This window comes from Arthrobacter sp. A2-55, from assembly GCF_025548615.1.
GTDB classification, from domain to species: Bacteria; Actinomycetota; Actinomycetes; order Actinomycetales; family Micrococcaceae; genus Specibacter; species Specibacter silviterrae.
On record NZ_JAJLOZ010000087.1, the window covers coordinates 1 to 18,036 of the forward strand.

The 18,036-nt window shown below is 65.3% G+C and carries 20 protein-coding genes; 8 read left to right on the top strand and 12 right to left on the bottom strand.

Annotation, left to right across the window (positions count from 1 at the left end):
• The first annotated feature begins 382 nt into the window (after positions 1 to 382).
• The 3 genes from LPN03_RS18355 (at position 383) to LPN03_RS18365 (ending at position 3,523) form a co-directional block, all read left to right on the top strand.
• A complete protein-coding gene (locus tag LPN03_RS18355) occupies positions 383 to 1,891 on the top strand; it encodes an NCS1 family nucleobase:cation symporter-1 (RefSeq protein ID WP_262455430.1) in 1,509 nt (502 codons plus the stop codon).
• 40 nt (positions 1,892 to 1,931) lie between these two features.
• Positions 1,932 to 2,663: an aspartate/glutamate racemase family protein gene (locus LPN03_RS18360; RefSeq protein WP_165183643.1), complete on the top strand. Its 732-nt coding sequence runs from the start codon at positions 1,932 to 1,934 to the stop codon at positions 2,661 to 2,663.
• A gap of 83 nt (positions 2,664 to 2,746) precedes the next feature.
• Entirely contained in the window at positions 2,747 to 3,523 is a 777-nt protein-coding gene (locus LPN03_RS18365) for an SDR family oxidoreductase (RefSeq protein ID WP_262455431.1), read from the top strand.
• A gap of 33 nt (positions 3,524 to 3,556) precedes the next feature.
• On the opposite strand, the gene LPN03_RS18370 is transcribed toward LPN03_RS18365, so the two are convergent.
• From LPN03_RS18370 to LPN03_RS18395, 6 genes are all read right to left on the bottom strand, one after another.
• Positions 3,557 to 5,035 (bottom strand): nucleobase:cation symporter-2 family protein, encoded by a 1,479-nt coding sequence (locus LPN03_RS18370; RefSeq protein WP_165183645.1) that lies wholly within the window; start codon positions 5,033 to 5,035, stop codon positions 3,557 to 3,559.
• 121 nt (positions 5,036 to 5,156) lie between these two features.
• Positions 5,157 to 6,068, bottom strand: a complete 912-nt coding sequence (pucL, locus tag LPN03_RS18375; protein WP_262455433.1) for a factor-independent urate hydroxylase — start codon at positions 6,066 to 6,068, stop codon at positions 5,157 to 5,159.
• A 2-nt stretch (positions 6,069 to 6,070) separates the two neighbouring features.
• The gene (gene uraH / locus LPN03_RS18380; protein WP_165183647.1) at positions 6,071 to 6,409 is read right to left on the bottom strand and encodes a hydroxyisourate hydrolase; all 339 of its coding nucleotides are present in this window, start codon (positions 6,407 to 6,409) and stop codon (positions 6,071 to 6,073) included.
• Positions 6,406 to 6,903 carry a 2-oxo-4-hydroxy-4-carboxy-5-ureidoimidazoline decarboxylase gene (uraD, locus tag LPN03_RS18385; protein ID WP_165183648.1) on the bottom strand — a complete coding sequence of 166 codons (498 nt, stop codon included), beginning with the start codon at positions 6,901 to 6,903 and terminating at the stop codon, positions 6,406 to 6,408. Before uraD ends, uraH begins: the two co-directional genes overlap by 4 nt.
• 256 nt (positions 6,904 to 7,159) lie before the next feature.
• A complete protein-coding gene (bcp, locus tag LPN03_RS18390; protein ID WP_165183649.1) occupies positions 7,160 to 7,627 on the bottom strand; it encodes a thioredoxin-dependent thiol peroxidase in 468 nt (155 codons plus the stop codon).
• A 138-nt stretch (positions 7,628 to 7,765) separates the two neighbouring features.
• Complete coding sequence (locus tag LPN03_RS18395) at positions 7,766 to 8,143, bottom strand: helix-turn-helix domain-containing protein (protein ID WP_165183650.1); 378 nt, start codon at positions 8,141 to 8,143, stop codon at positions 7,766 to 7,768.
• A 51-nt stretch (positions 8,144 to 8,194) separates the two neighbouring features.
• Between LPN03_RS18395 and LPN03_RS18400 the strand changes: the two genes are divergently transcribed.
• Positions 8,195 to 9,223: a Gfo/Idh/MocA family oxidoreductase gene (locus tag LPN03_RS18400; protein ID WP_262455435.1), complete on the top strand. Its 1,029-nt coding sequence runs from the start codon at positions 8,195 to 8,197 to the stop codon at positions 9,221 to 9,223.
• Between the two features lie 79 nt (positions 9,224 to 9,302).
• On the top strand, positions 9,303 to 10,562 hold the full coding sequence (locus tag LPN03_RS18405; protein WP_165183660.1) for an MFS transporter: 1,260 nt from the start codon (positions 9,303 to 9,305) through the stop codon (positions 10,560 to 10,562).
• Positions 10,563 to 10,574: 12 nt separating this feature from the next.
• Here the strand turns inward: LPN03_RS18405 and LPN03_RS18410 are convergent, their stop codons facing one another.
• Together LPN03_RS18410 and LPN03_RS18415 are read right to left on the bottom strand one after the other, a co-directional pair.
• Positions 10,575 to 11,345 carry a sulfite exporter TauE/SafE family protein gene (locus LPN03_RS18410; protein ID WP_165183652.1) on the bottom strand — a complete coding sequence of 257 codons (771 nt, stop codon included), beginning with the start codon at positions 11,343 to 11,345 and terminating at the stop codon, positions 10,575 to 10,577.
• Positions 11,346 to 11,414: 69 nt separating this feature from the next.
• A complete protein-coding gene (locus tag LPN03_RS18415) occupies positions 11,415 to 12,821 on the bottom strand; it encodes a DUF2079 domain-containing protein (protein WP_262455437.1) in 1,407 nt (468 codons plus the stop codon).
• A gap of 63 nt (positions 12,822 to 12,884) precedes the next feature.
• Here LPN03_RS18415 and LPN03_RS18420 point away from each other — a divergent pair, with 63 nt between their 5' ends.
• Positions 12,885 to 13,385, top strand: a complete 501-nt coding sequence (locus LPN03_RS18420; protein ID WP_165183653.1) for a DUF456 domain-containing protein — start codon at positions 12,885 to 12,887, stop codon at positions 13,383 to 13,385.
• 6 nt (positions 13,386 to 13,391) lie between these two features.
• Here LPN03_RS18420 and LPN03_RS18425 read toward each other — a convergent pair whose 3' ends face one another.
• Entirely contained in the window at positions 13,392 to 13,865 is a 474-nt protein-coding gene (locus LPN03_RS18425) for a hypothetical protein (RefSeq protein WP_165183654.1), read from the bottom strand.
• 64 nt (positions 13,866 to 13,929) lie between these two features.
• Positions 13,930 to 14,748, bottom strand: coding sequence for a metal-dependent hydrolase (locus tag LPN03_RS18430; protein ID WP_262455439.1), 819 nt, complete (start codon positions 14,746 to 14,748; stop codon positions 13,930 to 13,932).
• A 104-nt stretch (positions 14,749 to 14,852) separates the two neighbouring features.
• Here LPN03_RS18430 and LPN03_RS18435 point away from each other — a divergent pair, with 104 nt between their 5' ends.
• Both LPN03_RS18435 and LPN03_RS18440 read left to right on the top strand, forming a co-directional pair.
• Positions 14,853 to 15,338: an acyl-CoA thioesterase gene (locus LPN03_RS18435; protein WP_165183656.1), complete on the top strand. Its 486-nt coding sequence runs from the start codon at positions 14,853 to 14,855 to the stop codon at positions 15,336 to 15,338.
• Between the two features lie 33 nt (positions 15,339 to 15,371).
• Positions 15,372 to 16,013, top strand: a complete 642-nt coding sequence (locus tag LPN03_RS18440; RefSeq protein ID WP_165183657.1) for an NADPH-dependent F420 reductase — start codon at positions 15,372 to 15,374, stop codon at positions 16,011 to 16,013.
• Here LPN03_RS18440 and LPN03_RS18445 read toward each other — a convergent pair.
• Positions 16,010 to 17,263: a low temperature requirement protein A gene (locus LPN03_RS18445; protein ID WP_262455441.1), complete on the bottom strand. Its 1,254-nt coding sequence runs from the start codon at positions 17,261 to 17,263 to the stop codon at positions 16,010 to 16,012. The two genes, LPN03_RS18440 and LPN03_RS18445, sit on opposite strands and share 4 nt — an antisense overlap.
• Before the next feature lie 50 nt (positions 17,264 to 17,313).
• Positions 17,314 to 17,796, bottom strand: coding sequence for a ribonuclease E activity regulator RraA (gene rraA, locus LPN03_RS18450; RefSeq protein WP_262455442.1), 483 nt, complete (start codon positions 17,794 to 17,796; stop codon positions 17,314 to 17,316).
• Positions 17,797 to 18,036: the final 240 nt, after the last annotated feature.

Consider the following 18,036-nt stretch of genomic DNA (forward strand, 5'->3'; position numbering starts at 1 on the left):
GAAGAAGCATGTCAACCTGTCTGTTGTAAGGTTCGGGACACGCTGGGCGGTGGGCGTCCCAACGTGGATGCCACGGGCCGGCGCTCGTCGTCGAACGGGACCTATGCGGTGCAAAGCTGCCCACTCAGGAGTTATTTCGTAGAGTGAGAAATGAATCTTGTATCTTGAGAATATAGCCCCCGACGCCACGAATCAAGCGGAGCCTGCCGCGTGAACCGTGATCGGTGTGCCACTGGTCACTTGACTATGTGTGAAACACGTCATACAGTTTCTTTCACTATTCAGTAATTGGTTTTCACGATGCGAGAAATAGCATCTGAGAAAAACGAACAGCGGAGCTCAAGGCATGAACGCTCGGATACCCAATAGTGTCGAACCGGCAATGGCGCCGGCAGACACGGATCTGCACGCCGCACCGCGGCCACCCTACGAAACACCTGAGGGGTACACCCTCAGCGCCACCCTTTTCAACCAGGACCTCGCCCCCACCCGCAAGGAAGGGCGGCGCTGGCACTCCTACAGCATCTTCACCCTCTGGGCCAATGACGTGCACAGCCTCGGCAACTATGCGTTTGCCATCGGCTTGTTCGCCCTCGGCCTGGGCGGCTGGCAGATCCTGCTGGCGCTCGGCATTGGCGCCGTGCTGCTCTTTGGACTGCTGAACTTCTCCGGCTTCATGGGCGTGCGGACCGGCGTGCCGTTCCCCGTCATGAGCCGCATCAGCTTTGGCATCAAGGGCGCCCAGGTGTCCTCCCTGCTGCGCGGTGGCGTTGCCATCGTCTGGTTTGGCGTGCAGACGTTCCTGGCCTCGGTGGTTTTCCGGGTCATGCTGGTGGCCGTCTTCCCGTCCCTGCACGAACTCGACAAGAGCCTGATCCTGGGGCTTTCCGCCCTTGGCTGGCTGACCTTCGTGGTGCTGTGGATCGTACAGGTCATCATTGTCAGCTACGGCATGGACATGATCCGCAAGTATGAGGCCTTTGCGGGCCCCATCATCCTTGTCACCATGGCCACCATCGCCATCTGGATGTTCACCCGGGCCGGCGGCTCCATCGCCTGGACCACCAACCACGCCCTCACCGGGGGCGAAATGTGGCGCACCATCTTCGCCGGCGGCGCCCTCTGGGTGGCCATTTACGGCACCTTCGTCCTCAACTTCTGCGACTTCACCCGCTCGGCCAAGAGCGAGAAGTCCATTGTGCGCGGCAACTTCTGGGGCATCCCCATCAACATGCTCCTGTTCGGGGTCATCGTGGTGGTCATGGCCGGAGCCCAGTTCAAGATCAACGGCACCATCATTGAGAGCCCTGCCGACGTGGTCCACCTCATCCCCAACACCTTCCTGCTGGTCATCGCCTGCCTGGCACTGCTGATCCTCACCGTGGCCGTGAACCTCATGGCCAACGTGGTGGCACCCGTCTACGCCCTGACCAACCTGTTCCCTCGTCACCTGAACTTCCGCAAGGCGGCCCTCATCAGCGCCACCCTGGGCCTGGTGATCCTGCCCTGGAACCTCTACAACAACCCCGTGGTCATTGTGTACTTCCTGGGCGGCCTGGGAGGGCTCCTTGGTCCCCTGTTCGGCGTCATCATGGCCGACTACTGGCTGCTGCGCCGCGGCAAGGTCAATGTGCCGCACCTCTACACCACGGATGAGGGCGGAAGCTACCACTACCGCCGTGGTGTCAACCCGAAGGCGATCATTGCCCTGATTCCCGCAGGCGTGGTGGCCCTGACCATCGCCTTTGTGCCTGCGCTCCACGACCTGTCCTCCTTCTCCTGGTTCTTTGGTGCCGGCATTGCCGCCGTAACGTACTACTGGATCTCGGACCGGAAGCAGTTCTTCACGGAAGCGTCCGGCGAGCCCATCGCCGTGGCCAGCACCCACTGATCCCCATCCACCAGCCACGCCAACAGAAAAAGGCAAAGACATGCGAATCCTGGTAGCAAACGTCAACACCACGGCATCCATGACGGACTCCATTGCCGCCCAGGCCCGCAGCGTTGCGGCGCCCGGCACGGAGATCATCGGCATCACCCCCCGCTTTGGTGCCGAATCCTGCGAGGGCAACTTTGAAAGCTACCTGGCCGCCGTCGCGGTCATGGACGCCATCGCCAGCTACCCGGAACCCTTCGACGCCGTCATCCAGGCCGGCTATGGCGAACACGGCCGCGAAGGGCTGCAGGAACTGCTCAACGTCCCCGTCGTCGACATCACAGAGGCTGCCGCCAGCACAGCCATGTTCCTCGGCTACAAGTACTCGGTGGTGACCACCCTGGACCGTGCCGTCCCGCTCATCGAGGACCGGCTGAAGCTGGCCGGACTGGATGCCCGCTGCGCCTCCGTGCGGGCCAGCGGCATGGCCGTGCTTGAACTGGAGGAAGATCCCGAGCGGGCAGTGGAGTCGATTGTCAGGGAATCGGAGCTGGCCGTTTCGCAGGACAGGGCAGAGGTCATTGTCCTGGGCTGCGGCGGCATGGCCGGTCTCAACGACAAGGTCCGTGAACGCACGGGAGTGCCGGTGGTGGACGGGGTGGCGGCAGCCGTAACCATTGCCGAATCGCTGGTCCGCCTAGGCCTGTCCACCTCAAAGGTGCGCACCTATGCGCCGCCGCGGCCCAAAAAGGTCACCGGCTGGCCCATCACCGGCGGCGCTGCATAACCCAAGCTTTTACACGGCGGGCCCGGGCATTTTTTGCCGGGCCCGCCTTATGCTGCAAGAAACACTTTTCGGAGAGGAACCCCATGGCTGAAAATCAAGGGCACGACGGCGGCGCACCGCGCAGGATCGCCGTGGTCACCGGCGCCGGTTCGGGGATCGGCCGGGCAGTGTCCCGGGAGTTCCTGCAGGCCGGCTACGGCGTGGTGCTGGCCGGACGCCGGGAGGCGGAACTGGTGGAAACCGCCGGCGGCGCGCCGCTTGCGCTGGCCGTACGCACCGACGTGACCCGGCCCGAAGACGTCGAACATCTCTTCCGTGCCGCCGTGGAACGGTTCGGCAGGGTGGACGTACTGTTCAACAACGCCGGCACTTTCGGCCCGGCTGCCTCGGTGGATGAGATCTCCCCGGAGGACTGGAACGCGGTGCTGGCCGTGAACCTGACCGGGGCCATGCTCTGCGCGGGTGCTGCCGTGCGGACCATGAAGGCCCAGCAGCCCGGCGGCGGGCGCATCATCAACAACGGCTCCATCTCTGCCCATTCCCCGCGGCCCAAATCGGTGGCCTACACCGTGTCCAAGCACGCCATCTCGGGCCTGACCAAATCGATCGAGCTGGACGGGCGGGCTTTTGGTGTCAGCTGTGGGCAGATCGACATCGGCAACACCACCACGGACATCATGGCCACCCTGGACGTGGCCACCGGCGCGCTCCAGGCGGACGGCCGCCGGCTCGTGGAGCCCACATTTCCCGTGGCCGAAGCCGCCCGCACTGTGCTGATGATGGCCGAACTTCCCGCGTCCGCGAACATCGGCTCGCTGGTGATCACGGCAGCGGGAATGCCGTTCATCGGCCGGGGCTGATGGGCCGCGGCCGGTGAACGGCATGACGGGGGGTCAGTGCTGCGGGTCGGGCTTGAGCAGCAGGACCTCCTGGCCGCTGGCGTCGATCAGGCGGCCGTCTTCGCAGCGGTCCCCGTGCTGCAGGCTGCCCAGCACCTCCGGCGAAATCCGGCGTTCGGTGCCTGCGGCAAACACCGAGGGGTTCTCCGGGTTGCCGCGCTTGAGGTGGTTGAACAGGAGGTTCAGCACGATCGCCATGACGGCCGCGGAGCTGATGCCGGAGTGGAAGATCGTGGAAAACCAGGCGGGGAACTTGTCGTAGAAAGTGGGCGCCGCAATGGGGATCACGCCGAACCCCACGGAGGTGGCCACAATGATCAGGTTCATGTTGTTCTTGTAGTTGACGGTGGCCAGGGATCGGATGCCACTGGCCGTCACCGTGCCGAACAGCACGATTCCCGCCCCGCCCAGCACCGCCGTCGGCACGGAGGCAACCACCCGGCCCAGTATGGGGAGCAGGCCCAGGAGCACCAGGATCACGCCGCCGGCCGCCACCACAAAGCGGCTCTTGATGCCCGTGACAGCCACCAGCCCCACGTTTTGGGCGAAGGCGCTTTGCGTGAAGGAGCCAAAGAGGGGCGAGATGGCGCTGGAGGCCATGTCCGCCCGCAGGCCGTCACCCAGCCGGCGGGAGTCCACCTTGGTCCCCACGATGTCGGAGACTGCCAGGATGTCCGCGGAGGTTTCCACCAGCGTCACCAGGATGACGATGAACATGGAGACGATCGCGGCAACGTGGAAGGTGGGCAGGCCCAGGTGGAAGGGGGTGGGGAAGGCCGCCACCGGCCCCGTCCCGACCTTGGAAAAGTCAGCCATGCCGAAAATCACCGCCACCACCGTGCCGATGACCATGGCCAGCAGGATGGACAGCCGCGAGATGGCCGCGTTGCCCAGCTTGCTCAGCAGCAGCACTATGAGCAGGGTCAGCCCGGCCAGGCCAATGTTGGCCGGGGAGCCGTAATCGGGCGCCTTGGAATTCCCGCCCATGGCCCAATTGGCCGCCACGGGCATCAGGGTCAGCCCGATGGTGGTGATGACGGTGCCGGTCACCACGGGCGGGAAAAACTTGATGATCTTCGAAAACAGCGGCGTGATGGCCAGCCCGATCAGCGACGCCGCAATGACGGCGCCAAACACGGCCTGGATTCCACCCCCGCCGTTGACGATTGCCACCATGGTGGCCACGCCGGCAAACGACACGCCCTGGACCAGCGGGAGCTGGGAGCCGAAAAACGGGATGCCGACTGTCTGCAGCAGCGTGGCCAGCCCGCCCATGAACAGGCAGGCTGCGATCAACAGGCCCACGTCTCCCGAGGACAGGCCGGCCGCCTGGCCCACGATCAGGGGAACGGCGATGATGCCGCCGTACATGGTCAACACGTGTTGGAAACCGTAGGCGAAACTTGCACCAATGCCGAGTTTTTCGTCCTCAGGCCTGGCTGTTGTGGTCAAAGATTTTTGGGACTTGGTCATAGCGGACCTCCTTGTCTGCTTACCCTTGGAATGCGTGCAGCCCGCTTTGGGGGCTGCCGCCGCGGGCGGGCGGGGGTTGTGCGCCCCCGCCCACCCTTATGTGGAGCTGAAATGCTGCCGCTTAGCAAAAGCCGGCCATGCCCTCCCAGGCGTTCCCGGCGTCGCTGCCGTCTTCACGGACCACGGTGGCCTCGATCAGGCCGTAGGGGCGGTCCGCTGCGAAGAACACTTCGCCGGGGTTGTCCTGGCCAAACGGGGACAGGTCCACCACAAAGTGGTGCTTGTTCGGCATGGAGAACTTGATTTCGTCAATCTCCGGGTGCGCCGCCAGGACTTTCTTGCCCATTTCAAAGAGCGTGTGCTGCAGGGCGTGGGAGTAGCCCTCGGTGAAGCCTTCGAGCAGGAGTGCCTTGACGTCGTCGTACGTCTTGTTGAAGTCCAGCGAGGCCACGGCGTCGGGGTTGTAGCGCCACCGGGCCGCCACGTCGGTGGACATGACGCGGTCGGTGGTCTCGGCCAGCGTGGTGTACTTGTCCTTCGGGTAGCCCACGAAGCCGGACTCGGTGGACTTGAGCACCGTGAGGTCCTTCAGCCCGCCCAGCACGTGGGTGCGGTCCCCGTCCTTGACGACGACGGCGGTGCGCACCTCCTGCCCGTTGCGCACAAAGGAGTGGTTGTGTCCGGTGCCGTTGGCTTGGATCCTGTCCCAGGCGTACGATTCTGCTGCCCAGCGGCCGCCGGTGACCCAGTCGAAGGAGCCGGTGAAGTGATCGGCCAGGCGCTGCAGAAACGCCTCGGGGGAGCCCACGCCGTCCCGGGCCAGGGAGTAAATCGTGTTCTTCTGGGTGTCGGTGGCCACCACGTGGGCGTTGTCGCCGTTGCGGTGGGCGTCCTCAAAGTCGCCCCGCAGCTGCGAGGTGACGTTGAGGTCCTCAATGCTGTGGCGTTCGGTGTCGCGGGCGATCTTGACCAGGCGCACCTCGGCCTTGCCGTACTGGTTGGCCCCCAGGATGATGTTGCTGTTCGTGCTCATGATTAGTTTCCTCTGTACGTTGAATAGGCGAACGGGCTCAGCAGCAGGGGCACGTGGTAGTGCGCCTGGCCTTCCGTGACCGTGAATGTCAGGGCAACCTCCGGGAAGAAGGTGTCCGTGTTGATGCCGGCGAAGTAGGCGCCCGTGTCGAAGTGGAGACGGTAGTCGCCGCCCGGCAGCGTTGCGGGGCCCAGGTCTTTCACCCGCCCGTCGGCATCAGTGGTGCCCGTCGCAATCTGGGTCCATGCCCCGCCGTCGCGGGCGTAAAGCTCGACGGCGACACCTGCGGCAGGTTTCCCGGCCGCGGTATCCAGAATGTGGGTGGTAATCAGGGAGCTCATTCGCTCATCACTCCTTTGAGGCGCAGCACGGCGATTTCACGCAATTGCTGGGCCACGATGGGGGCTTCTTGTTCGGACGTGTTGGCCAGGCGCCGTTCCAGCGCGGCCAGGATGTCCTCGGGGGTCCGGCCGGCGGCCCGGATGAGGAACACCTGCCCGAACTTTTCCTCATAGGCGCGGTTGGCGTCGGCCAGGGCCTTCGTCAGTGCGGTGTTGCCCTGGTCCACGCCGGACTGCTCCTTGCGGGAGAGTGCCGCCTCGGCGCTGTTGCCCTCCGCCCGTTCGCCGATCCTCGGATGGTGCGCCATGGCGGCCGCAATTTCCGTGGTGGTGAAGGGGGTGGCGGCGGCCCAGGCGCAGCTGAACAGTTGGCTCAGGGTGTTGTAGGGGCGGGCGGCGGTGATCTCGTCGATCCACCGCTGGATGTCGATGCACGGACGGAGCGCTGCATGCAGCTGTGCCGTGTCGGAATCGTTGAATTGTTGCAGCAACATAGTTTGCTGTCCTAGTAACTCAAATGCTGGCATCCACGGCGTAGGGCTATACGAATGAAAGTCAATTCTCGTATCGTGGAACTGTTATTTCAGCATATGCAATAGTGAACAGCATCACATCCGGATTGTCAATGGCGCGGTGGATTGGGCCTGCCGGAACCGTGAAGCAGCGCGTGGTTAAACGCGAAGGGTGCGCCACTTGAGAAGTGGCGCACCCCCGGGACCTGATGGCGCGCAGGCGGAAAGTGGATCCCGGCTAGAGGCCCAGTTCGCCCCTGAGCCGGGCCACGTGGCCCTCGGCGTTGACGTTGTACTCGGCCGAGCGCACCGTGCCGTCGGCGTTGACCACCACGGTGGAGCGCAGGGTGCCGATCAGCGTGGTGCCGTTGACCTTTTTCTCACCCCAGGCGCCCCATTCCTCGGCTGTGGCGTGGTCGGCATCCGAGAGCAGGGGGAAATTCAGGCCAAAGTCCGCCGCGAACTTGGCCAGGTCCGGCTGCGGGTCGGTGGAAATTCCCACCACCTCGACGCCGGCACCCTTCAGGGCGGCCAGGTTGTCGCGGAAGTCGCAGGCCTCCGTGGTGCACCCGGGCGTGGCGGCCTTGGGGTAGAAGTACACCACCACCTGCCGTCCGGCGTAGTCGGCCAGGGACACCTGGTCCCCGGAGGCGTTGGGCAGGGAAAAGGCGGGGGCCGGAACCCCGGCGGTAAGTTGTGCGGACATGACGCTCCCAAGGTTGGATTCTCAGACTTCACGGCATTGTGATTCCATATTGTGAAATATGAATTTTGTCAGATGAAAAGAGTTTAGATCTGTGGCCTGCCCCAGTCAACGTATGTGACGCCCACCGGCCAGTCCGCGTCAGCCTTGCGTTCCGGCCGTTTTCTGCGCCGCCAGCCAGGCCAGAATGTCGTCGCGGCGGATGCGGCGGTGCGTGCCACGGTACTGCACGGGGATCTCCCCGCGGTCGGTCATGTTGCGCAGGAACGTGTGTGAGATGCACGCCAGCTCGGCGGCCTGGGAGGTGGTCAGCAGTTCCGCCACGCTGGCCACCGTCACGGCCTCGCCGCGGCCCAGCCGCTGCAGCAGGTCGACGACGGCGTCCCTCGCCCCGGGTGCCAGCCGGTGGGCCGTGCCGTCCACAAAGACGGTGACGTCCCGGCCGCCGTCGAGCATCCTGGCCAGGGCTGCCTGTTCCGAGGGGTCCAGCCCTGTCACTTTTGGTCCATCCAGTGTCATGCCAGCAGGCTACCAGCCCGCACGCTGAACCCCACCGGTAGGGTATGAGCCATGACTTCAAAGATCAGCACGGCCCTGCTTGGCTACGGGCTGGCCGGCAGCATATTCCACGCCCCCTCGCTGCTTGCCCTGCCGGACTTCAGCCTTGACGTCATTGTCACCTCCGATCCGGTCCGGCAGGCGGCCGCCCGAGCTGCGCACCCCGCGGCCCGCGTGCTGGCGCGCAGTGAGTGGGACGCATCGGCAGCCGGCGTGGACCTGGTGGTGGTGGCCACCCCTCCGGCAACCCACGTGGCACTCGCGCAAGCCGCGCTGGAAGCCGGGTGCGCCGTCGTGGTTGACAAGCCCTTCACCGTGACCAGCGCCGAGGGTGATGCGCTCATCGCCCTCGCCCAAAGCAGGGGCCTGGTGCTGACCACCTACCAGAACAGGCGCTGGGACGGCGAGTACCTGACGCTGAAGAAGCTCCTGGCCGGGGGTGCCCTGGGGGAGGTTCGGCGCTTTGAGTCGAGGCTGGAGCGCTGGCAGCCGGACATCACCAAGGAGTGGAAGGCGCAGGCCACCCCATCCGAAGGCGGCGGCATCCTCTTTGATTTGGGCACGCACCTGATCGACCAGGCCCTGCAACTTTTTGGCCCGCCCGTGCGCATTTATGGCGAGGCGGCCGCGCGCAGGCCGGCCGAAAAGGCCGACGACGACGCTTTTGTGGCCCTGGAACATGCCGGCGGCGTGGTTTCCCACCTGTGGATGAACCTCAGCGTGCCCCAACTCGGTCCCCGGTTGCGCGTATTGGGCTCCGAGGCCGCGTACGTCAAGCAGCGCGCGGACCAGCAGGAAGCGCAGCTCCAGGCCGGGATCCTGCCCGGCAGCCCGGCGTACGGCGTGGATCCGGAGGAGAACTGGGGCTTGCTGGGGCGGGACGGCTCCCTGGTGCCCGTGCCCACAGAACGCGGGAATTTCAGCGATTTTTATGCCATTTTGGCGAAAGCGCTTCGCGGAGGCGGTCCCGTTCCCGTGGACCCCGCGGATTCGGTGGCTGCCCTGCGCATCATCGAAGAGGTGCGCGGACAGCTGCGTTAACCCTGCGCAAAGTATGCTTGGCTCAGGTTTTGCGCCCGGGGACTACGCAGCACTAAGGGGAAAAGTGACGAACAGCAATATGGGGACCCACGGCGGCGCGGCCGTGGCCGAAGGGGCCCTGCTGGAACCCACCGCCACCGTCCGCCACCGCTGGACAGCGTCAGTGGTGTTGGTCAACGTGGGGATCAATGCGGCGTTCTTCGGCCCCATCCAGGTGCTGCTGGGCCAGCAGGCCATCCACTTCAGCGAGGGTGACAAGGAAGCCATCCTGGCCCTCGTGACAGGTGCCGGCGCCGCCGTCTCCCTGGTGGCCAACCCGCTCTTCGGCACCTTCAGCGACAGGACTGTCTCCCGCTACGGCCGGCGCGTGCCGTGGGTGTTCATCGGCGCACTGCTGGGCACCATCGGGCTGCTGGGACTGACAGTGGCGCCCAGCGTGGCGGCCATGACCCTGCTGTGGTGTTTTGTCCAGCTGGGCTGCAACGGCGCCCTGGCCGCCATTACCGCAGCCGTCCCGGACCAGGTCCCGATCCGCCAGCGCGGCATTATCGGCGGGCTGGCCTCCATGGGCACCGTGGTGGGGATCCTGCTGGGGGCCGCCATCGGCGCCGTCGTGGCGGGAAACTTCGCGCTGGGCTACGTGCTGTGCGCCGGCGCCCTCGTGGCGGGCATGGTGCCGTACCTGTTCCTGGCCAATGACAGGGTGCTTCTCCGCTCGGAACGCCCGGCCTTTTCCTGGCCCGCGTTCTTCCAGGGCTTTTGGGTGTCCCCGCGGCTGTACCCGGATTTTGGCTGGGCGTGGATCACCCGCTTTTTGGTCAATGTGGGCAACCACCTGGTCACCCTCTACCTCCTGTTCTTCCTCAAGGACGCCGTCGGATTCAGCAATCCCGAGTTTGGCGTGCTGGTCCTGACGGGCATCTACGCCATCATGACGTTGATTACGGCCGTCATCGGCGGGCAGTGGACGGACAAGGTGGGCAAGCGCAAGCCGTTCGTGATCGGCTCCTCCGTCATCATCGCCGTCTCAGCCCTGATCTTGGCGTTCTGGCCCACCTGGACCGGGGCCCTACTGGGGTCGGCCGTGCTGGGGGTCGGCTACGGCGCGTACCTGGCCGTCGACTTTGCGCTGCTCACCCAGGTGTTGCCGTCGTCGGCCAGCCGCGGCAAGGACCTGGGCGTGATCAATGTGGCCAACTCGCTGCCGCAGGTCATTGCCCCCATCATCGCCTTCCCGCTGGTGGCGCACCTGGGCGGCTATGTCACGCTGTACGTGGTGGCCGCGGTGATCGGGCTGCTGGGCGCCGTGTTCGTGGTGAAGATCAAGGGCGTGGACTGAACTTTCACCGGGTCAGGCGAAGAACAGCATTTTCACCAGCGCCGCCGTGCCCACCACAATGATGGTGGCACGCAACGCCGTCGGGGGCAGCTTGCGGCCAAACTTGGCGCCAAAGAAGCCCCCCAGCAGCGCGCCGGCCGCAATGAGCGCCGTGACCTTCCAGTCAATGTAATGCCAGGCCACCACCATGAATGTTGCCGCCGCGATCCCGTTCACCGCTGTGGTCAGCACGTTCTTGACGGCGTTGATCTGCTGCAGCGCCACCGTGGTCATGATGCTCATGAGGCCCACAATCAGGATGCCCTGCGCAGCGCCAAAATAGCCGCCGTACATGCCCAGCACGAAGATCCCGGCCACGAGGCCGACGGCGCTCCGGGAGGGTCCGGCGTCGTCCCCGGTGTACCGGCGCTTGGCCAGGAGCCGCTGCAGGGCCGGGCCGAACGCCACCATGAGGATGCCGATGACTATCAGCACCGGAACGATGGTGTTGAAGGCCGACGCCGGCAACACCAGCAGGAGCAGCGCCCCAATCAGCCCGCCAATCGCCGAGGCGGGAAGAAGGCGCTTGATCATGACCTTGTTGGGGGCAAGTTCCTTGCGGTAGCCCCAGGTGCCGGACAGCCCGCCGGCCACCAGGCCGATGTTGTTGGAGATGTTCGCCGTCAGAGGCGGGTAGCCAAAGAGCAGGAGCACCGGGAATGTCACGAGTGTTCCGGAACCGACAACGACGTTGATCATGCCGGCCCAAAAGCCAGCCAGGAAAATTGCCGCCATCTCCAGCATGGGCCGTCCTTACCAAGTTGTTCGTCCGTGGGACGGGTCAAAGTCTACGCGGTCCCCCCTGCCCGGCTGCTAACCCGTGACGGCCTTGGCCACCTGGAAGTGCCCATCCGCGTAAACCGTCACAAAGCGGCTCCCCGGGAATCGGCCCTGGGCTTCCGATGCCGTGGTGTTGTCCGGCACGCCCGGCCGGCCTGACACATCCATCAACACATACTCCGGTGCGGGATTCTTGTTGCCGATCCAATAGACCTGGTCCTTGTCCGCCACATAGCTCATCAGGCTGATGTCGGTTTCCACCGTGACGCCGGCGGGAACGGCCGCCAGGGCCTTCTCCGCGGACACGTTGTTGACGGTGGGAAATGAAAGCGCCGGGTCTGCGAGCTTGCCAAAGGAGTACTGGCTCAAAAGCGTAAGGGCCACAAGCGCGACGGCGGCCCCGGACAGCAGGCGCAACCTGGCCGAATCCAGCACTTTCCGACGCGACAGGGCATCAATGGCGGCGCAAAACACCACAGGCATCAGCACGGCGGAGTACTGCCAGTCCTGGCCCCAGTACGCAGGCAATTCCCCGAGGAAGCGCCAGGCCAGCGTGGGGACCACCAGCAAGGTGATGGGGGAGAACAGGCACAGCCCGGCGGTGATGGCGAGCAGCAGCAGCGTGGTGGCAACCTTGTCCGCCTGGAAAAGCAAAGTGCCGGGGTGGGCCAGCAGCCCCGAGATGTCCAGCTGGCTCTGGTAGGCCCACTGGTGGCCGGCATTCATGGACGGCAGGATCACCTTGGTGGCGAGCACAAACCAGGCCACGCCCCAGGCGGACAGCCACAAGCCGGCAGGCCGGCGGGACCGGTGCGCCATGAGCAGGCCAAAGACCAGCACCGTCAGCCCCATGTCCTCCTTGACGAAGACCAGCAGCGCGGCCCAGATCCAGGCCGACCGCCACTTTTCCTCCATCAAGGAGCACAGTGCGAACGCCAGAAACGGCACGGCAAAGGCAATCTCGTGGAACTGGGAATCCACTGCGGACTGCAGGCCCCAGCTCACGGCGTAGGCAGCGCCCACGCAGGCGCCGGGCAACCGGCCCAGCCGCCTGATGGCGAGGTGGCTGATGACCACCACGGAGGCGGCAAAGAGAAAATTCTGGACCACCAGCAAGGTAAAAGCGCTGGGGAACACGCGGTAAATGGGTCCCAGCACCACCAGGATGGGGTGGAAATGGTCGCCAAGCAGGTTGTAGCCCTGGCCCTTGATGCTGACAATGGGTGCCTGGAATTGCGAATACGCCTTGGCCAGCTGGGTGAAAATGCCCAAGTCCCAGGAGCGGATGGCAAAACTTGTCCACTGCAGCCATGAATAAAGCATGTAGAGGAGGAACGCCGCCGTGCCGAGCAGCACTGCCAGGGTTCGGGCGCCGCGCACGGTGCCGGCCTGGGCGGGCGCCGTGTCAGGGAGCTGGCTGCCTTCCTTCGCTGTCGTCACCCTTGAAAGTCTATTCTGTCGGGGCACAATGGGTGCCTGGGGTGTCTCTGGCAGGATGGGCGAATGGATGCACAGCTAATCTGGACCATCATTTGCGGGCTCGCGATCCTGGTGGGGGTCACGGGCGTCATTGTCCCCGTGCTGCCGGGCAGCCTGCTGGTCGGTGCCAGTCTCCTGGCGTGGGCCATCGTGGTGGGGCGGCCCGTGGGGTGGGTGGTGTTTGGCGTGGGCGTGCTGTTTGTGGCGGCCGGCATGGCCTCAAGCGCAGTGTTGACGGGCCGGGCCATGAAGCAGCGGCAAATTCCCGGCCGCTCCATTGTTGCCGGGCTGGTGCTGGGTGTGGTGGGTTTCTTTGTGCTGCCCGTGGTGGGCCTGCTGCTTGGCTTTGCCGTGGGGCTCTTCCTGTCCGAAGTGCAACGCCAGAAAGCCGTGAAACCCGCCGTTTCCTCCTCCCTGGCTGCCCTGAAGGCAACGGGGCTGGGCATGTTGGCGGAGTTCGGCTTTGCCTCCCTGGCAGCAGGCACGTGGGGGGCCGGCGTCGTGCTGTATTTCCTGGGCCGGTAGCGTGGCTCAGCCCGGCAGCCGCAGCGGCACCGCCATGGCGCCCATGGGCCCTCCGCACTGCTCAGTGCCGCCAACGCGCGTCCAGTTGAAGGTGTTGGACTGCTGGACCAGCAGGTTTCCCGCGGCGTCGTAGGCCCGGAATGTCACGGCGGTGGGAGGCTCCGTGTCGACATTGAGCACCCAGGAGCCGTCTCCCTGGCGGGCCAGGAGGCTGGGAGCGCCGGTGGCCAGCTTGGCGAAAGTGGGGTTCATGGGAACGCAGTTGGAGCCCGCACAGGCAGTGATGGCCGACACCGAGGACACCGCGGCCGGGCTGCCGGACAGGGACAGCGTCAGGTGGTTGTGCCAATTGGGCTCCGGGCAGGAGCCGGCACCCTTGTCCAGCACGATCGCGCCGATAATGAACGCCATGCACACGGCCGCCACGAGTGGAACCAGGACAAGTTCCACGCGAAAACGGGCGTTGGGGGCGGCGGACATGGGCTCATGCTACCGAACGGTTCTGGATGTTTCCCGCGAATTTGGCACGTCCTTGCTGGACGCCTCATCCCAGCCAGCGGGCCGCCGTTCCGCCGATTCCCAGCACCGCATAGGCGCTGACGGGGACCAGCAGCATCCACTCACGCCAGGACCCTGCATTGCCCAGCACAGGCACGGCCACGTTGCCGTTGCGCTTCCAGACACTCCTGAGCAGGGGGACCTTCCGCACCAGCCGGGGCGGCCGGATTTGCAGCGGCCACAGCAGGTTGGCACCGCCGGTGGTCAGCATGTCCCCGGCAATGTGGATTGCCACGCCCAGCCCCACCGCCAGGGGGAACCAAAACTGGTCCTGAGGGGCAAAAAACGTGATGAAGGCGCCCACGCCCAGGCCCACAACCCAGGGAATCTTCCGCATGGAGTCGGGAATGAACTTGAGCACTTTCGCCGCGAATGATGCCAGCAGGACAGTGAAAATCCCGGCCCCGGGAAAAATCAGCCCGAACGGCGCCAGCTCGGCCGTCCAAATGCCCGCCAGCAGCGCAATCGCCACGAACACGGCCAGGCCCAGCAGGGAGTGGGTGCCGTGCCGGTGCCCGCCCGACAGCCTCCCCACCTCCCGGCACATCACATTGGAGAACGGCGGCAGCGAATGCGCAATGGTCGCATTCCGGTGGTCGGCGTCGGGCAGCAGCGCCGCGCCCGCCGTGACGATGGTGCCGGCCAGCACCCCTGCCGCACCGACATGCAAAAGGCCCAGGCCGACGTCGAGCCTGTCCGGCAGAAAGGGCAGTGCCTGTGCGGCACCGCCGAGGTCCAGCTGGAAGCGGGTGGTCAGCGCCAGCCACACGGCCGCACCGCTGGCGGCGTGGTGGGGTCCCATCATGGCAATTCCTTTCGCGGTGGGCCGGATCCCCTTGGGCGGGAAATCTGCACGCTCCACAGTAGGGCCATGGCCTGACAAATCCGCATTGGCGGTACCGTGGGCCCATGGCCAAGGACTTGAAGAACGACGGCGGCACCCGGCTCACGGTGCACGTCCCCATGCGCTGGGGAGACATGGATGCCTACGGGCACATCAACAATGTGGAGGTGCTGCGCATCCTGGAGGAGGCGCGCGTGCATGCCTTTGGGCCGCCTGCCGGCACCGGACTGCCGGGCGTGGAGGTGGAGCTGCCCGTGTTTTCCGAACTCCCTGAGGGAACGCAGGCGCTGGTGGTGGAGCACCGCGTCAGGTACCTGGTGCCGCTGAACTACCGGAATGTGCCGGCGCGGATCGAGGTGTGGGTCAGTGCCGTCAAGGGGGCCAGCTTTACCGTGGCGTATGCCATCTTCGATCCGGTGACAGGGACCAAGTGTGTCGTCGCGGAGACCACGCTGGCGTTCTTCCACGAGGGCACCGGCACGTTGTTGCGGATTGCCGCGGAAAAGAAGGCCCAGCTGGAGCCGCTACGAGGGGAATCGAACTTCCGCTGAAATTTTCCAGCCGCCCGGACGGTTGCACCGGACATGACAACTATGGGAATTATCGGGGCAGGACACATTGGCAGCCAGATTGCACGCAAGGCGGTGCAGCTGGGGTATGACGTGGTGATCAGCAATTCACGCGGGCCGGAAACGCTCGCGGAACTGGTGGCCGAACTGGGCGGGAAGGCCCGCGCCGCCACGGCCGCGGAGGCAGCGGCGGCGGCGGATTTCGCCGTCGTCACCGTCCCGTTCGGGCACTACCTGGACATCCCGGCGCAGCCGCTGTCCGGCAAGGTTGTCATCGACACGAACAACTACTACTGGGAGCGCGACGGGCATGTGGCCGCCCTCGACACGGGTGAGGCCACAGTCTCGGGCCTGCTGCAGGAGCACCTGGCGGACTCCCGCGTGGCCAAGGGCTTCAACCACATTGCGGCACCTGACATCACCACCACCGGGACGCCGGCCGGCACAGAAAACCGCCGGGCGCTGGCCACGGCAAGCGACCACGACGACGCGGCAGCCTTGGTCACTGCCCTCTATGACGAGTTTGGCTTTGACTCCGTGAACATCGGGCCGCTGTCCGAAAGCTGGCGGGTGGAGCGCGACCGTCCGGCCTATGTGGTGCGGCAGAATGCAGCCGAATTGGCCGAAAACCTCGCCAAGGCGCCGCGGGTCATTTAGGAGCCGGTGCCAAACCGTTCCTCCAGCCGCGCCAGCGCGGCAGCCCTGTGGCGGTGGCCCAGCCATTCGTCAACAATAATGGTCGCCGCCGGGGTGGCCAGGACCAGCAACAGGCAGCCCACCATGGACACCCCGGCCGCGGCCAGCAGGACCGCGGCCGTCGACAGGGCCACCAATGCGCCGCAGAGCCACAGGTGGAGGGCATCCACGGACACCAAGTACCCGTAGAGAAATGTCAGGGTCAGCATGAAGACCACCACGGGAACCGCCACCGAGGCAACCACGCCGGCCTCCCCGATGCGGGTCTGGCCCTGCAGAAAATAGGCATACACGTGCAGGCCGGCGCCGGTGGCGGCTATGGAAGCGAAGACCAGCATGTGGGCATAACCGAAAATGAACGCGCGTTGGCGGCGCAGGTGCAGGGCCTGGCCAGCAGGCAGGATGAAGTACAGCCACCACATGGCAAAGGCCAGCCCGGTACCGGCCAGACCCACCGCCACCGTGTCTACGGTCCAGCCGCCCGTGGCGACCACGGCCCGCAGAGCATCAACGGTACCCACCAGGCACTCGCCCAGTGCAATGATGGCCAGCAGGCTGTAGCGCTCTGCAATGTGATGGGCATGCCAGGGCGTGCGGGCCTGGCGTTCGGCTATCCCGGGCGTCGCCATTTCGAGCACGAACAGTGGCACAGCCATCAAAAACATGACTCCCACGCTGGTGTTCACGAGCAACACCACCACCCAGCCAAGCTGGGCAACGGCCAGATACTTGGCATAACTGAGGCAGGTCCGCCGTCGTTGGGGGGCCTGTTTGGCAGCCCGCAACCATTGGAACAGCAGGGCGGTGCGCATGATCACGTAGCCCAGAACCATGACCCTGTTGTCCACATGATCTCCCTTTTCAAGGGAAGCGAACAGGGGCTCAATGCCCATGGCCAGGATCAGCACGCCCGTCATCTGGAGCATGGTGACGAGCCGGAAGATCCAGTCGTCAGTGTCGTAGGCGCTGGCGAACCAGCTGAAGTTGATCCACGCCCAAATGACGGCGAACATGGCAAAGCCGAAGCCGATGAGCGCAGCGCCCACGTGCCCGCCGGCCAAGTTGGTGGCCAATTGCCCCGCCGCCACCCCAAAGGCAATGGCGAACGTCAGGTCAAAGAACAATTCCAGCGGCGTGGACGCGCGATTGTGCTGGTTTGGGTCGCGCCCGCCCATCCGGGCCGCGGCGTGCCGCAACGGGTTATCACTCATGCGCTGCTCCAATCCGCGGCCGGCTGTCCTGGCGCCGGCCGGGCCTCCTATTAGCCTTCAGCGGGTGATTTTTCGGTGAGGATGCCGTCGGCGTCTGCGTAGATCATTTTCCCGGGGGTGATGGTCACGTTGCCGAGGTGGATGGGGGTGTCTGTTTCGCCGGTGCCGGTTTTGGTGCTTTTGGCGGGGTTGGTGCCGAGGGCCTTGACGCCGAGCGGGAGGGTGTTGATGACGGTGCTGTCCCGGATTGCGCCGTTGATGATGACGCCGGACCAGTCGTTCTTGATGGCGGAGGTGGCGATGAGGTCGCCCATGAGGGCGGTCTCGAGGGAGCCGCCGCCGTCGACCACCAGCACGGCGCCGTGGCCGGGGGTGGAGAGCATGGTTTTGATGAGTGCGTTGTCCTGGAAGCAGCGGATGGTCCGGGCCGGGCCGCTGAAGGCGGTGCGGGTGCCGAAGTTGCGGAATTGGGTCGAGACGGAGTTGAGCTCGGTGCCGCGTTCGTCATAGAGGTCTGCTGTAGTGAAGTCCATGGTTCTCCTGGCGTGGGTAGATGGTACAGGGCCAGCATAAGTGCTCCGGTGCCGGGGCGGGGAGGGACGGGTGCGGGCCAGATCTGTCCCCGTGGCGATCGGGTCGGTTCGAGGGCGCTGCCGCCGCCTGTCCTGGCCGCCAGGGTGGCGTTGGACTGGGCGCCACCAATTTTTGGCTGTTTGGTCCGTCCATGCTGTCTTCTCCGGCTGGCTGCTGGGCGGCTTGATGTGGATGCCTGT

What these genes read in the sequence shown, in the direction of transcription:
- LPN03_RS18365 (WP_262455431.1), top strand. Translation starts at nt 2,747, where the DNA reads ATGGCTGAAAATCAAGGGCACGACGGCGGCGCACCGCGCAGGATCGCC.
- LPN03_RS18430 (WP_262455439.1), bottom strand. Translation starts at nt 14,748, where the DNA reads ATGATGGGACCCCACCACGCCGCCAGCGGTGCGGCCGTGTGGCTGGCG.
- LPN03_RS18355 (WP_262455430.1), top strand. Translation starts at nt 383, where the DNA reads ATGGCGCCGGCAGACACGGATCTGCACGCCGCACCGCGGCCACCCTAC.
- rraA (WP_262455442.1), bottom strand. Translation starts at nt 17,796, where the DNA reads ATGGACTTCACTACAGCAGACCTCTATGACGAACGCGGCACCGAGCTC.
- LPN03_RS18410 (WP_165183652.1), bottom strand. Translation starts at nt 11,345, where the DNA reads ATGCTGGAGATGGCGGCAATTTTCCTGGCTGGCTTTTGGGCCGGCATG.
- LPN03_RS18440 (WP_165183657.1), top strand. Translation starts at nt 15,372, where the DNA reads ATGACAACTATGGGAATTATCGGGGCAGGACACATTGGCAGCCAGATT.
- LPN03_RS18435 (WP_165183656.1), top strand. Translation starts at nt 14,853, where the DNA reads ATGGCCAAGGACTTGAAGAACGACGGCGGCACCCGGCTCACGGTGCAC.
- LPN03_RS18360 (WP_165183643.1), top strand. Translation starts at nt 1,932, where the DNA reads ATGCGAATCCTGGTAGCAAACGTCAACACCACGGCATCCATGACGGAC.
- bcp (WP_165183649.1), bottom strand. Translation starts at nt 7,627, where the DNA reads ATGTCCGCACAACTTACCGCCGGGGTTCCGGCCCCCGCCTTTTCCCTG.
- uraD (WP_165183648.1), bottom strand. Translation starts at nt 6,903, where the DNA reads ATGTTGCTGCAACAATTCAACGATTCCGACACGGCACAGCTGCATGCA.
- LPN03_RS18405 (WP_165183660.1), top strand. Translation starts at nt 9,303, where the DNA reads ATGGGGACCCACGGCGGCGCGGCCGTGGCCGAAGGGGCCCTGCTGGAA.
- LPN03_RS18400 (WP_262455435.1), top strand. Translation starts at nt 8,195, where the DNA reads ATGACTTCAAAGATCAGCACGGCCCTGCTTGGCTACGGGCTGGCCGGC.
- LPN03_RS18420 (WP_165183653.1), top strand. Translation starts at nt 12,885, where the DNA reads ATGGATGCACAGCTAATCTGGACCATCATTTGCGGGCTCGCGATCCTG.
- pucL (WP_262455433.1), bottom strand. Translation starts at nt 6,068, where the DNA reads ATGAGCACGAACAGCAACATCATCCTGGGGGCCAACCAGTACGGCAAG.
- LPN03_RS18425 (WP_165183654.1), bottom strand. Translation starts at nt 13,865, where the DNA reads ATGTCCGCCGCCCCCAACGCCCGTTTTCGCGTGGAACTTGTCCTGGTT.
- uraH (WP_165183647.1), bottom strand. Translation starts at nt 6,409, where the DNA reads ATGAGCTCCCTGATTACCACCCACATTCTGGATACCGCGGCCGGGAAA.
- LPN03_RS18445 (WP_262455441.1), bottom strand. Translation starts at nt 17,263, where the DNA reads ATGAGTGATAACCCGTTGCGGCACGCCGCGGCCCGGATGGGCGGGCGC.
- LPN03_RS18395 (WP_165183650.1), bottom strand. Translation starts at nt 8,143, where the DNA reads ATGACACTGGATGGACCAAAAGTGACAGGGCTGGACCCCTCGGAACAG.
- LPN03_RS18370 (WP_165183645.1), bottom strand. Translation starts at nt 5,035, where the DNA reads ATGACCAAGTCCCAAAAATCTTTGACCACAACAGCCAGGCCTGAGGAC.